The organism is Streptomyces sp. NBC_00316, assembly GCF_036158715.1.
Lineage (GTDB): Bacteria > Actinomycetota > Actinomycetes > Streptomycetales > Streptomycetaceae > Streptomyces.
Genome location: NZ_CP108023.1, coordinates 598,453 through 610,905 on the forward strand (window position 1 = coordinate 598,453; position 12,453 = coordinate 610,905).

At 68.9% G+C, this 12,453-nt stretch carries 12 protein-coding genes; 9 read left to right on the forward strand and 3 right to left on the reverse strand.

The features are described from left to right. Positions 1–31: 31 nt before the first annotated feature. The gene (locus tag OG878_RS02720; protein ID WP_328885232.1) at positions 32–1,258 is read left to right on the forward strand and encodes a cytochrome P450 family protein; all 1,227 of its coding nucleotides are present in this window, start codon (positions 32–34) and stop codon (positions 1,256–1,258) included. Positions 1,259–1,338: 80 nt separating this feature from the next. Here the strand turns inward: OG878_RS02720 and OG878_RS02725 are convergent, their stop codons facing one another. Together OG878_RS02725 and OG878_RS02730 are read right to left on the reverse strand one after the other, a co-directional pair. Beyond that, entirely contained in the window at positions 1,339–2,181 is an 843-nt protein-coding gene (locus tag OG878_RS02725; RefSeq protein ID WP_328885233.1) for an SMP-30/gluconolactonase/LRE family protein, read from the reverse strand. After that, positions 2,178–2,948, reverse strand: a complete 771-nt coding sequence (locus tag OG878_RS02730; RefSeq protein ID WP_328885234.1) for an IclR family transcriptional regulator — start codon at positions 2,946–2,948, stop codon at positions 2,178–2,180. The genes OG878_RS02725 and OG878_RS02730 overlap by 4 nt, the downstream gene beginning before the upstream one ends. A gap of 201 nt (positions 2,949–3,149) precedes the next feature. Here OG878_RS02730 and OG878_RS02735 point away from each other — a divergent pair, with 201 nt between their 5' ends. From OG878_RS02735 to OG878_RS02770, 8 genes are all read left to right on the forward strand, one after another. Continuing rightward, positions 3,150–4,313 (forward strand): mandelate racemase/muconate lactonizing enzyme family protein, encoded by a 1,164-nt coding sequence (locus OG878_RS02735; protein WP_328885235.1) that lies wholly within the window; start codon positions 3,150–3,152, stop codon positions 4,311–4,313. A 115-nt stretch (positions 4,314–4,428) separates the two neighbouring features. Beyond that, the gene (locus OG878_RS02740; protein ID WP_328885236.1) at positions 4,429–5,442 is read left to right on the forward strand and encodes a zinc-dependent alcohol dehydrogenase; all 1,014 of its coding nucleotides are present in this window, start codon (positions 4,429–4,431) and stop codon (positions 5,440–5,442) included. Positions 5,443–5,535: 93 nt separating this feature from the next. Continuing rightward, complete coding sequence (locus OG878_RS02745; protein ID WP_328885237.1) at positions 5,536–6,549, forward strand: hypothetical protein; 1,014 nt, start codon at positions 5,536–5,538, stop codon at positions 6,547–6,549. A 5-nt stretch (positions 6,550–6,554) separates the two neighbouring features. Next, entirely contained in the window at positions 6,555–7,661 is a 1,107-nt protein-coding gene (gene chvE, locus OG878_RS02750; protein ID WP_443049050.1) for a multiple monosaccharide ABC transporter substrate-binding protein, read from the forward strand. 41 nt (positions 7,662–7,702) lie between these two features. Then, positions 7,703–9,268: a multiple monosaccharide ABC transporter ATP-binding protein gene (gene mmsA / locus OG878_RS02755; RefSeq protein WP_328885239.1), complete on the forward strand. Its 1,566-nt coding sequence runs from the start codon at positions 7,703–7,705 to the stop codon at positions 9,266–9,268. A gap of 5 nt (positions 9,269–9,273) precedes the next feature. Further along, positions 9,274–10,515, forward strand: a complete 1,242-nt coding sequence (mmsB, locus tag OG878_RS02760; protein ID WP_328885240.1) for a multiple monosaccharide ABC transporter permease — start codon at positions 9,274–9,276, stop codon at positions 10,513–10,515. A gap of 436 nt (positions 10,516–10,951) precedes the next feature. Beyond that, the gene (locus tag OG878_RS02765) at positions 10,952–11,368 is read left to right on the forward strand and encodes a CBS domain-containing protein (protein ID WP_328885241.1); all 417 of its coding nucleotides are present in this window, start codon (positions 10,952–10,954) and stop codon (positions 11,366–11,368) included. A 40-nt stretch (positions 11,369–11,408) separates the two neighbouring features. After that, on the forward strand, positions 11,409–11,816 hold the full coding sequence (locus tag OG878_RS02770) for a DUF2795 domain-containing protein (RefSeq protein WP_328885242.1): 408 nt from the start codon (positions 11,409–11,411) through the stop codon (positions 11,814–11,816). A 383-nt stretch (positions 11,817–12,199) separates the two neighbouring features. Here the strand turns inward: OG878_RS02770 and OG878_RS02775 are convergent, their stop codons facing one another. Then, on the reverse strand, positions 12,200–12,439 hold the full coding sequence (locus OG878_RS02775) for a hypothetical protein (protein ID WP_328885243.1): 240 nt from the start codon (positions 12,437–12,439) through the stop codon (positions 12,200–12,202). Positions 12,440–12,453: the final 14 nt, after the last annotated feature.

A 12,453-nucleotide genomic window follows, 5' to 3' on the forward strand; every position in this document is an offset into this window, starting at 1 on the left:
GGAGATGCGCGGATCCTTCTGGGAGGCATGAATGCGCCAGCAGCCGGTCCTTCTGCCCTACGCCGACCCGGCCTTCGTGGCCGATCCCTTCCCGCTCTACCGACGGCTGCGCGAGGACGGCCCGGTACGGCATGCCGTCATCGCCGGCGGCCTGGAAGCCTGGCTCGTCACGCGCTACGAGGACGGCATCGCGGCCCTGTCCGACCCCCGGTTGAGCAGCGACGTCCGTGACGCGTCGGATCCCCGGCTCATGGAGCGGCTGCCCACCACGGAACGCGAATCCGTGCTGCGCAACATGCTCCGCTACGACCCGCCCGACCACACCCGTCTGCGCCGCCTGGTCTCCAAGGCGTTCACCGCCCGCAGAGTGGCCGAGCTGCGGCCTCGCATCCAGGCCATCACCGACCGGCTGCTCGACGCGATCGTGCCGGCCGGCCGCGCCGACCTCGTCGAGGACTTCGCGCTGCCGCTTCCGGTCACGGTGATCAGCGAACTGCTCGGGGTGCCCCTGGGCGACCGGCACGAATTCCAGCGGTGGACCGACGACATGATCCTCCAAGGGGCGGAACTGCCGGACCCGGCCAAGGTGGACGCGGCGTGGCAGCAGATGCACGCGTACCTGACCACGCTTGTGGAGGCCAAACGAGCCCGGCCCGGCGACGACCTGCTCAGCGCGCTGATCGTCACCCGGGACGAGGAGCACCGGCTGGACGAGGACGAGCTGATCGCCATGGCATTCCTGCTGCTGGTGGCCGGATACATCACCACGGTGAACCTGATCGGCAGCGGCATCGCCGCGCTGCTCGCCCACCCCGGCCAGCTTCGGATGCTGCGGGAGGAACCGGCTCTTCTGCCGGGCGCGATCGAAGAGTTCCTCCGCTACGACGGACCGGTCAGTCCCGGGATCGCCCGGTTCGCGCGCGAGGACGTCGTCATCGCGGGCGTGGCCGTCCCGCGCGGCGCGACCGTGCTGATCGCCTCCGCCATCGCCGACCGCGACCCGGCGCGGTTCGCCGAACCCGATCGCCTGGACATCACCCGACAGGACAACGCCCACCTCGCGTTCGGTCACGGCATCCACTACTGCCTCGGGGCTCCGCTGGCCCGGCTCGAAGGACAGATCGCCATCGGAACCGCCCTGCGCCGCCTTCCCCACCTCGCCCTGGCCGTGCCGCCCGGCGAGCTGCGGTGGCGGCCTGGCGGGCTGCGCGGCCCCGAGCGGCTGCCCGTCACGTTCACGTCCGGCGGCCCGAACTGAGCCGGCGGACGCCGGGCCACGGCTGCCCGGGGGCACCGGGCAGCCGTGGCCCGGGCAGGGTGGCCTTCCCGGGCCGCCCGTCAGTACCCGAAGGGAGCGCTCGGCAGCCCCTCCCCCGCGTCCCTGAGCACCAGCAGGGAGCCGGAGAGGGGGTGCGGGTGTGACAGTCCGATGCGGGCGGTCGTGATGTAGAGGTCGCGGAGGCCGGGGCCGCCGAAGGCGCAGGCCGTGGGGCGGCGCACGGGCAGTTCGATCGTACGGTCGAGGTCGCCGCGCGGGGTGTACCGACGGATCTGGGCGCCGTCCCACAGGGCGACCCAGATACAGCCTTCCGCGTCCACCGTGAGGCCGTCCGGGAAGCCGGCGCCGGGCTCGATGGTCACGCAAGGGCGTCGGTGAGCGGCGGGCTCGGCGTCCGTCGGGCACACGTCGATGCGGCGGGTGGGGGTGTCGATGTAGTACATCGACGCGCCGTCCGGGCTCCAGCCGATGCCGTTGCTGACCGTCACCTCGGACAGCATCTCGACGGCGGACCCGTCGGGGGCGAGGCGGATGAGATTGCCACCGCCGGGCGCCTCGTCGTAGCGCATGGTGCCCGCCCACAACGCGCCGTCGGGGGCGACGGCCGCGTCGTTGCCGCGTCGGCCCGGCACGGGATCGTGCAGCAGCCAGGAGAACGCCCCGTCCCTGTCGTACCGCCCGATGCCGTCCCGGAGATTGACCACCAGTCCACCGCCCGCCAGCGGCTTCGCCGCGCCGACGTGCTGCTCGGTGGCCATGACGGTGCGACGGCCGTTCAGCGGGTCGTAGGTATGGACGCGTGAGCCGAGGATGTCCACCCAGATCAGCCGTTCGGCGGCCGGGTCCCAGGTGGGGCCCTCACCCAGTTCGGCCTGTTCACGGACCGCGACCTCAACCTTCATCGGGTACCCCGGTGACCGAGCCGCACGGAGAGGTCGGCTGCGCCCTTCGCGGCCAGTTCGGCAAGCTCCGTCTCACGCTCGTCGGTCCAACGGATCATGGGGACGGAGATGGAGAGGGCGGCGACGACCTGTCCCGTGCTGTCGCGAACGGGTGCGGCGACGCAGCTCACATCCGGGTTGGACTCACGGTGCTCGGTGGCCATGCCCCGGTTGCGGATCGAGTCGAGGGCTTCGCGCAACGCGTCGGGGTCGGTGATGCTGTCCGGGGTCATCGCGACCAGTTCGCGCCCGTCGATACGGCTGTCGAGTTCGGCCGGCAGCAGGGAGGCGAGCAGCATCTTTCCGACGGCGGTGCAGTGCGCGGGGAGTCTGCGGCCGGCGGCCGAGACCATGCGGACCGCGTGGGTGGAGTCCACCTTGGCGATGTAGATGACGTCGGTGTGCTCGAGCAGTGCGACGTGCACGGTCTCGTCACAGGTCTCGGCGACCTCTCGGGCCACCTGCTGGCCCTCGGCTGCGACGTCGAGCTCTTCCGCGTACCGGCTGCCGAGCTGGTACGTGCGCACGCCCAGGCGATAGCGGCCGGGCTGCCCGGGAACGGGCACCAGGTAGTTGCGCGCCGCCAGCGTGGTGAGCAGCTCGTGCACGGTCGTGCGTGGCAGTTGGAGCTTCTGGGTGACCTCGGGGGCGGAGTACGTGCCGTCCCCCGACAGGAACAGTTCCAGTATGTCCAGCGCCCTGGTCACCGCGGGAACGATGCGTCCCATGGCGGTCCACCCCCACTCTCGTCACTCTCGATGTCCGGTATCCCGATCATTGACCGGCATGACGAACACAGGCTAACCACACCCCACTTCACGAGGCAATCACCGCACGGGCCATTGACACCGCCGGAAGCGTCCGCCTACGGTCACGCCTACATTTCGAACGCGTGACGATATGTCGAACAAGAACCGGGGGCAACTGCCGTGCGCATCACGGGAATCAGCACTCACGTCGTCGGGACCCCCTGGCGCAATCTCACTTATGTGATCGTCCACACCGACGAGGGGCTGACGGGTGTCGGAGAGACCCGCATGCTCGGCCACACCGACGCACTGCTCGGCTACCTCCGCGAGGCGGAGGCCAACCACATCGCGGGCTCCGACCCGTTCGCGATCGAGGATCTCGTACGCCGCATGAAGTACGGCGACTTCGGACGGGCCGGCGAGATCGTGATGTCGGGCATCGCGGTGATCGAGATGGCCTGCTGGGACATCAAGGGCAAGGCGCTCGGGGTGCCGGTCTGGCAGCTGCTCGGCGGCAAGGTCACCGACAAGGTCAAGGCGTACGCCAACGGCTGGTACACGACGGAGCGGACCCCGGAGGCGTACCACAAGGCCGCGCAAGGGGTGATGGAGCGCGGGTACCGGGCGCTGAAGATCGACCCGTTCGGCACCGGGCAGTTCGAGCTTTCGCGCCAGGACACGCTGTACGCGGTCTCGCTGATCGAGGCGGTACGGGACGCCATCGGGCCGGACGCCGAGCTGATGCTGGAGATGCACGGCCGGTTCTCGCCGGCCACGGCCATCCGGCTGGCCAGGGAACTGGCTCCGTTCCAGCCGGCCTGGCTGGAGGAGCCGGTGCCGCCGGAGAACCTGAAGGCGCTGGAGAAGGTCGCGGCCGCGGTGGACATCCCGGTCGCGACGGGTGAACGCATCCACGACCGGATCGAGTTCCGCGAGCTGTTCGAGAGCCAGGCCGCCGACATCATCCAGCCGGACGTGGGCCACCTCGGCGGCATCTGGGAGACCCGGAAACTGGCGGCGACCGCCGAAACCCACTACATGCTGGTCGCCCCGCACAATGTGGGTGGCCCGGTGCTCACCGCCGCCTCGCTCCAAGTGGGTTTCACCTCACCCAATTTCAAGATCCTGGAGCACTTCAACGACTTCGCGGACGCGGAGATCAAGAAGGTCGTGAAGGGCGCACCGCACGTGGTGGACGGCTACTTCCACCTGTCGGACGCACCGGGCCTCGGCGTCGAGCTCGACACGGACGCGGCGGCCGAATTCCCGCAGCAGCAGGCCCGCTTCGACCTGTGGGCCGAGGGCTGGGAGCAGCGCAACCCCGCAAAGGGCGGAAACACGTGAGAGAAACCCCGATGACGGGCCCGTTCGCTCCGTCCCGGCGGCGAGCACCCGCCACGGAGCGGTCCGACGGCCCCGACGTCACCGCGGCGGCCGTTCGCGCAGAAGGGCGGCAGCCATGAGCGGAGCAGGACACGCCGTCGTACTCGACGCGCCCGGGCAGTACCGGCTGGTCCCTCACGAGCCCGTACCGCCCGGTCCCGGGGAAGCCCTCGTCCGTGTCCACGCGAGCGGCATCTGCGGCAGCGACCGCGAGGTGTACGAGGGCAATCGGCCCCAGGATTACGTCCGTTACCCCATCACCCCCGGCCACGAGTGGTCGGGGACCGTCGATGCGGTCGGCGCGGGCGTGCCGGCGGAGCTCGTCGGCAGGAAGGTGGTCGGGGAAGGCTTCCGCAACTGCCAGGTGTGCGACCGCTGCCACGCCGGGGAAACCACCCTCTGCACGGCTGGGTACGAGGAGACCGGGTTCACCCGGCCGGGAGCGATGGCGCCGACGCTGACGCTTCCGGCACGTCTGCTCCATCCGCTCCGCGAGGACGCGGACCTGACGGCGGCCGCGCTCCTCGAACCGGCAGCCTGCATCGCCGCGGCTGCGCTCAAGGCGAACGCACAGCCCGGCGAGCGGGCGGCAGTGGTCGGCGCCGGAACGCTGGGCATGTTCGCCGTGCAGTTCCTGGCCGCCTGTTCACCGGCCGAGCTGCTGGTGCTCGACAACCGCCCGGACCGGGAAGGTCTGGCGCGGAAGCTCGGCGCAACGGAGTTCCGCACCCGGGGCCAGGGACTTCCCGGCGGTTTCGACGTGGTGATCGAGGCCGCCGGATCGGCCGTAGCCGCCCGCACGTCGGCCGCGCTGCTGCGGCGCGGCGGGCGACTGGTCCTGACCGGAATTCCGGCACAGGGCGCCGCCGGGCTCGATCCGACCGATCTGGTCGTGCGCCAGCTGGAGGTGCGGACGGTCTTCGGCGCTTCGCCCGCCGCCTGGGCGCACACCGTCCGGGCGTTCGGCGCCGGGCTGATCAATCCCCTGCCCCTGGTCACCCATGAGCTGGAGCTGGCCGAGTACCCGCGCGCCATCGAGCTGGTGGGGTCCGGCGATCCCGACGTCGGCAAGGTGCTGCTGCGGCCCTGATCCACGCGCCGGTGCGAGCGCCCGGACCGCCCGTACCGGCGCGCGGCCAATGACTCGATCATCATCCGAAATTTCGAACACGAAGGACTGCCCGTGACCGACGCCTCCCACTCTCCTCCCCGCCGTCCCGGGGAACACGCACTCGCCGCCCTCGGCCTCGGCGCCCCCGTGCCCTCCCCCGCCGACGCCTCCCCGCACTCCTTCCCGGACGGTGGCGGCTGGCGTACCGAGGTGCCTTCCGTGGAAGGCCCGGAGGCGCTGGTCACGGTCCTCAAGGAGTCCTCGCGACTCGATGTGCCGATCCACCGCATCAGTCAGGGCAGCGGTATCTGGATGCTCACCGACGCCGAGATCACCGAGATGGTCGAGGCGACAGCCGAACGCTCCATCGAGCTCTGCCTGTTCACCGGTCCACGCGGCACCTGGGACATCGGTGGCTCGGTACGGACCGACTCCGGCGGCGGTGGTCTGCGCGCCCGTGGCCATGATGCGGTCGCCGGCTGTGTGGAGGACGCCGTCCGCGCCACGGAACTGGGCGTCCGGTGCCTGCTGGTGGCGGACGAGGGGGTGCTGTGGACCTTGCACCTGGCCCGGCAGCAGGGCATCATCCCGGCGGACACCACGCTCAAGGTCTCGGCGCTGATCGGACCGGTCAACCCGGTCGCGTTCGCCGTCCATGAGCGCCTGGGCGCCGACTCCGTGAACGTGCCGAGCGACCTGTCGCTCAGCCACCTCACGGAGATCCGCCGGGTGAGTGCCGCGCCGATGGACATGTACATCGAGGCACCCGACGACCTGGGCGGCTACATCCGAATGTACGAGGTCGCGGAGCTGATCCGCCGCGGCGCCCCGATCTATCTGAAGTTCGGCCTGGCGAAGGCCCCTTCGATCTACCCGTCCGGACTGCATCTGCGCGAGACCGTGCTGGCCACGGCCCGCGAGCGGGTGCGCCGCGGCCGGCTCGCGCTCGATCTGCTGGCCCGCCACGGCGCGGACGGCGGAATGTCACCGCTCGGCTCCCGGCTGCCGGGCCCCTTGAACCGCTTCCCGGCCGACGCACCCACCCACGCCACCGGCAACACCACCGACGAGACCGACAAGGATTGATGAACATGCGCATACGAAGCACCGTCACCGCCACCGCCCTCGCGACGTGTCTCGCCCTCGCCCTCACCGCCTGCGGCCAGAGCGGCGCGGGGGGAAGCAAGGGAGAGAAGGACACGAAGGACCTGACCGTGGGTATCGCCATGCCCACCAAGTCCTCCGAGCGCTGGATCGCCGACGGCAAGAACATGGTCTCCAGCCTGAAGAAGTTCGGCTACAAGACCACGCTGCAGTACGGCGAGGACGACCCGGACCAGCAGGTCTCGCAGATCGAGAACATGATCACCCAGGGAGTCGACGCCCTGGTGATCGCGGCCATCGACGGCCGGGCTCTCGCCAATGTGCTGCAGCAGGCCGCGGACGCCAAGATCCCCGTGATCTCGTACGACCGCCTGATCCTCGGATCCCCGAACGTCGACTACTACGCCTCGTTCGACAACGAGAAGGTCGGCGAGCTGCAGGGCGGCTACCTCGTCGACAAGCTGGGCCTGAAGGACGGCAGCAAGAAGGGGCCCTTCAACGTCGAGCTGTTCGCCGGCTCCAACGACGACAACAACACCCGCTACTTCTTCCAGGGCGCCATGAACGTCCTGCAGCCGTACATCGACAAGAAGCAGCTGGTCGTGAAGTCCGGCCAGACCCGGCTCAACCAGGTCACCACGCTGCGCTGGGACGGCGGGACCGCCCAGAAGCGCATGGACGACCTGCTCACCTCCTCGTACTCCAAGGACCGGGTGGACGCGGTCCTCTCGCCGTACGACGGCATCTCCATCGGCATCCTGTCCGCACTGAAGTCCGACGACTACGGCAGCAAGAGCAAGCCGCTCCCCATCGTCACGGGTCAGGACGCCGAGGTCGCCTCGGTGAAGTCGATCATCGCGGGCGAGCAGACCCAGACCGTGTACAAGGACACGCGCCAACTGGCCGAGGTTGCCGCGAAGATGGTCAACGCGCTGTTCGACGGCAAGAAGCCCGAGGTCAACGACACCAAGACGTACAACAACGAGAAGAAGGTCGTCCCGGCCTACCTCCTGGACCCGGTGAACGTCGACAAGACCAACTACCAGAGCGTGCTGGTCGATTCCGGCTACATCAAGGCGAGCGACCTCAACTAGCCCGGACGTTCGGCACTTCAAGGAGATAGGTAGGCACGACCATGGCGGGACCCGTCCTGGAAATGCGCTCGATCATCAAGACCTTTCCCGGCGTCAAGGCGCTGTCGGACGTCTCTCTGACCGTCCGTACGGGCGAGGTCCACGCCATCTGCGGGGAGAACGGCGCCGGCAAGTCGACGCTGATGAAGGTGCTCAGCGGCGTCCATCCGCACGGCAGTTACGAGGGGGAGATCCTCTTCGAGGGTGAGCTGTGCCGGTTCAAGCACATCGGAGCGAGCGAGAAGCGCGGCATAGTCATCATCCACCAGGAGCTCGCCCTGGTGCCGTATCTCTCCATCGCGGAGAACATCTTCCTCGGCAACGAGCACGCCAAGCGCGGCGTGATCAACTGGGACAGGACGCTCAAGCACTCCGCCGCGCTGCTGCGGCGGGTGGGCCTGGACGAGCATCCGCAGACCCGGGTCGCAGACATCGGCGTCGGCAAGCAGCAGCTGGTGGAGATCGCCAAGGCGCTCGCCAAGGAGGTGAAGCTGCTCATCCTCGACGAGCCGACCGCCGCCCTCAACGACGAGGACAGCAGCAAACTCCTGGATCTGATCGAGGAGCTGAAGGGCCAGGGCATCACCTCGATCATCATCTCGCACAAGCTGAACGAGATCGCCAGGATCGCGGACACGGTGACGATCCTCCGGGACGGCCGTTCCGTCGAGACCCTCGACGTGAAGGCCCCGGAGACCACCGAGGAACGGATCATCCGCGGCATGGTGGGTCGCGATCTGGACCACCGCTTCCCCGAGCGCTCGCCTCACCGGGCGGAGACCGGTGCGCCACCGGCCCTGGAGATCCGGGACTGGACCGTGCACCATCCGATCGACCAGCAGCGCAAGGTCGTCGACGGCGTCTCGCTGAACGTACGGCGCGGGGAGATCGTCGGCATCGCCGGGCTGATGGGCGCCGGCCGCACCGAGCTCGCGATGAGCGTCTTCGGGCGAAGCTACGGACGTTACGGGGGCGGCGCGGTCCTCAAGGACGGTGCCGAGATCCGTACCCGCACCGTCCCCGAGGCGATCGGGCACGGCATCGCCTACGTCACGGAGGACCGCAAGCACTACGGCCTCAACCTGATCGACACGATCAACCGCAACATCTCGCTGAGCGCCCTGTCCAAGGTCGCCCGGCTCGGCATCGTGGACACGCAGGAGGAGCGCACGGTCTCCGAGGGCTTCCGCCGGAGCATGAACATCAAGGCGCCGACCGTTTTCGAGCCGGTGGGCAAGCTCTCGGGCGGCAACCAGCAGAAGGTCGTCCTCAGCAAGTGGATCTTCGCCGGGCCCGATGTGCTGATCCTGGACGAGCCGACCCGCGGCATCGACGTGGGCGCCAAGTACGAGATCTACACGGTCATCGACCGGCTGGCCGCCGAGGGCAGGGCGGTCCTCTTCATCTCCTCGGAACTCCCCGAGCTGCTCGGCATGTGCGACCGCATCTACACCATGGCCGCGGGCCGGCTCACCGGCGAGGTACAGGGCGCGGAGGCGACCCAGGAGGTGCTGATGCGACACATGACCAAGGACACGGTCCCTCAGAACGACAGGAACAAGGGATAGCACCCATGAGCGCCAATCTCACGGCCGGCACCAAGGCCGACCCACAGGCAGGGCCCCCCTCGGGATCCGAGCGCGGCCTCGCCCGGCTGATCCTCGACGGGCTGCGCGGCAACATGCGGCAGTACGGCATGCTGATCGCCCTCGGTCTGATCGTCGCCCTGTTCGCGGTGTGGACCGGCGGCGATCTGCTGCTGCCGCGCAACGTCTCCAACCTGGTCCTGCAGAACAGCTACATCCTGATCCTGGCGATCGGCATGATGATCGTCATCATCGCGGGCCACATCGACCTGTCGGTCGGCTCGCTCACCGCGTTCGTCGGCGCGGTGGCGGCCGTGCTGATGGTCGAGCACAAGCTGGCCTGGCCGCTGGCGGTGGTGCTGGTGCTCCTGCTGGGAGCGGCTGCGGGTGCGATGCAGGGCTTCTTCATCGCGTATCTGGGCATTCCATCGTTCATCGTGACCCTCGCCGGAATGCTGCTCTTCCGCGGTCTGACGGAGATCTTCCTCAAGGGCCAGACGATCGGGCCCTTCCCGGACGGGCTGCAGACGGTCTCCAACGGCTTCCTTCCGGAGGTGGGGCCGAGCACCAACTACCACAATCTGACGCTACTGCTGGGCCTGGCCCTGATGGTCTTCGTGGTATGGCAGGAGGTGCGCGACCGCCGGCGTCAGCAGGAGCACGCGCTCACGGCGTCGCCCCCCATCCTGTTCGCCCTGAAACTGGGTGCGCTGATCGCCGCGGTCCTGGTCTTCACGCTGCTGCTCGCCAGCTACAAGGGTGCCCCCGTGGTGCTGCTGATCCTCGCTGCCCTGCTGGTCGCCTTCGGCCATGTCATGCGCAACGCGGTAATCGGACGTCATGTGTACGCGATCGGCGGCAACCTGCCCGCCGCCAAGCTGTCCGGCGTCAAGGACAAGAAGGTCACCTTCCTGGTCTTCCTCAACATGGGGATGCTCGCGGCACTGGCCGGCCTGGTCTTCGCCGCCCGGTTCAACGCCGCCTCCCCCAAGGCCGGCATCAACTTCGAACTGGAGGCGATTGCCGCGTCGTTCATCGGCGGTGCCTCGATGAGCGGCGGCGTCGGCACGGTACTGGGTGCCATCATCGGCGGCCTGGTGCTGGGTGTGCTCAACAACGGCATGAATCTCGTCGGGATCGGTACCGACTGGCAGCAGGTCATCAAGGGCCTGGTGCTGCTCGCGGCGGTCGGCTTCGACGTGTGGAACAAGCGCAAGGCCGGTTCGTAGTCCCTCTTCGCCCCGAAGCCACGGGTCGCCTCACGATCGGACGTGAGGCGGCCCGTCGGCCTGACCCCGACGGCCGGCCGCCGCCGGCCACGCCGCAGCGGCCGCACCGGAATGGTTCACCGTTCACCTGCCGGTTCCGGAGAACACCGCCGGCGGTGTGGCCATGACCGTCTCGGCACCGGCGGGGAACCCGACCCCCGACCCCGCACCTCCGCTGCCGAATCCCGAGGCTTATGCCACATAGAGGACATATAATTCCATAGATGGAGCTTGCCCAGTCAGAGTGACTCCGTGCGTCCCAGCGGCCTGCTCGACAGCGTGTGAGCCGGGACCAGGTTTGGGTCGGGGTGGATGACGACCACCTCGGCCTCCGTATGCCGGACCGGGCTCGGGCCTCAGTCCCGAACCACATCCGACCGGGAAAGAAGCGTGCGTCATGACCACAGCCCGCGACATCATGACCCCCGACGCGCAGTGCATCGGCGCGAACGAATCCGTTCTCCTCGCCGCTCACAAGATGGCCGAACTGGGCGTGGGTGCTCTGCCCATTTGCGGAGCGGACGAACGCCTCAAGGGCGTGCTCACCGACCGGGACATCGTGGTCAAGGTGCTCGCGACGGACAAGGACCCCGCCGAGATCAAGGCGGGCGAGCTGGCACAGGGTGAAGCGGTCACCATACGCGCCGACGATGACGCGTCGGAGATTCTCCGCACGATGAGAGACCACCGGGTACGTCGCCTGCCCGTCATCGACGGTCACGTTCTGGTGGGCATGGTCGCCCAGGCCGACGTCGCCCGGTCGCTGCCCGATCAGGCCGTGGGGGACCTGGTCGAAGCCCTGTCCGTCGGCTGACCGTCCGCAGGCATCACCGCAAGCAGAGAAGGTGTTCCGCATGGAGCGTGGAAGCAACCGGGTCAGCCCGCACCAGGACGATGCGAGGAAGCACGACCTGCAGGGCTTTCTGAGGTCCGGCCACTTCACCCATTCCGAGGAGGCCTACGATCCCGAACCGGCAGCCGACGACGACGTGCGGGTGGACGCGGGCGGCCCCGTGCTCCCGCCGGGCAGGGAAAGGGACCGCAGGCGTGCCGAGAGCGAGGCCGAAGCACTCAGGTCCGATCTGGCGCGTCACCTGAATCGCCCGGCCTTCCCTGCCGACCGTTCGTCACTCCTGCGGACCCTGTCCGAGGAGCATGCTCCGGACGCTCTGCTCGGCGCGGTACGCGGGCTTCCCGCGGACGAGCACTACAGGAACGCCGGGCAGATCGTGAAGGCCCTGGGCCACCGCCCCCACACCTGACCACGCGAAACCCGTCGTCCCGTTGTCCCGGACCGGCCCGTAGGGAGGTGCGGTCCGGGTGCAGGGTCCGGGTGCGCCGCCGCGCGGTGACCTGCACCGCCGTAGGGGACGGACACCGGCGAAACAACCAGCGGCAGCACCGAGTTGGACGGATCCTTGGATCCCCTCACGGCACAGCTCCAGAAGGGCCGCCATGACCATGGCCCGCCGCCTTCTGCAGCGGGTCCGGAGCTGGCCGAGAGCACCGAGTTCCGAATGACGGTCCATCAGCAGCACCAGGTGACACCGCATATGACGGCGGCCGCACATCTCGCCTGATCGGCAAGGGAGAACGGCGGCCGCGCGGCCGTACCTCCCGACCGTCGGGCCGGGTGGCCGCCGCGCTACTCGCAGGCCATATTGACGCCGGCGCTGAAGAAGTGGCCCCGGTACGGGTCGTCGAAGATCTCGGCCACGAACGGCTCGCCGACGAGCTCGCAACGGAACAGGCCCTCGCCGCTCGCCGAGTTCCGCGCATCGTCGATCGCACTCCGGACCGCGATCTCGGCCGTCGGGCCGTACCCACCGCCGCAGTACAGAGCACTGCTTGCCAACGCCGGTGTCACGGAGGCCAGCAGCGCCACGGCCGTCCCTGCCA